The 1014-nt window shown below is 64.8% G+C and carries 1 protein-coding gene; it reads left to right on the plus strand.

Annotation, left to right across the window (positions count from 1 at the left end; translation table 11 throughout):
• Window positions 1-50 precede the first annotated feature (50 nt).
• Window positions 51-1014 (plus strand): oxaloacetate-decarboxylating malate dehydrogenase (gene maeA / locus WEB06_08000; GenBank protein ID MEX2555558.1); only part of this gene is annotated, 964 nt, incomplete at its 3' end.

The raw sequence follows: 1014 nt of genomic DNA on the forward strand, positions 1-1014 counted from the left end.
TCACGCCGGCGGATCGGGGCTCAGTAGAGCAACTGCTCCGCAATGCTGCGATGACCGAAGCGGCGGTGATCGTGATCACCGACAACGAGCGCATACTCGGCATCGGCGATCAGGGAGCCGGCGGCATGGGGATCCCCATCGGCAAGCTCGCCCTCTACACCGCCGCGGCCGGAATTCATCCGTCGCTCTGCCTCCCGATCTCTCTCGACGTCGGGACAGACAACCGGGAATTGCTCGTCGACCCCCTCTACCTCGGCTACCGCAGCGAGCGCCTTCGGGGCGACGAGTACTGGACGCTCGTCGATGAGGTCGTGGAGGCCGTTCGCAAGGTCCACCCCGGGGCGATCCTGCAGTGGGAGGACTTCGGGAACCGAACTTCGTTCAGGCATCTCGACAAGTACCGCGGGGTGCTTCCGTCGTTCAACGACGACATCCAGGGCACGGCGGCCATGGTCATCGGTGGCCTGTTCGCCGCCATGCGGATGCTCGGTGAGCGGATCTCGGATCAGCGCGTCGTCATCGCGGGCGCAGGCTCTGCGGGGATCGGGATCGCCCGCCAGATCAAGGCCGCAATGCAGCAGGAGGGGCTCGACGCGACGACCGTAAGGGAGCGCATCCTTCTCACCGACAGTCGCGGACTGGTGGTCGAGGGCCGCGAAGGGATGGAGGACCGCAAGCAAGAGTTCGCTGCCGATCCGAATCTGGTTGCGTCGTGGGGCGATGGCTCGATCGACCTTGCCACGGTGATCGAAAGGATGTCCCCGTCGATCCTGATCGGGGTCACTGGCAAGGCGGGCAGCTTCACCGAGTCGATGATCCGCTCGATGGCCGCCCATCACGACCGTCCGATCGTGATGCCCCTCTCGAATCCCACCAAGAACACCGAAGCCACCCCAACCGACATCATTCGGTGGTCGGCGGGGAAGGCTCTCGTGGCCACCGGCAGCCCATTCGCTCCGGTCGAACATGAGGGCGAACTCCATCGAATCGGCCAGGCGAACAATGTCTTCGTCT

Source organism: Actinomycetota bacterium, assembly GCA_040905475.1.
In the GTDB taxonomy this organism is placed as follows: Bacteria; Actinomycetota; AC-67; order AC-67; family AC-67; genus DATFGK01.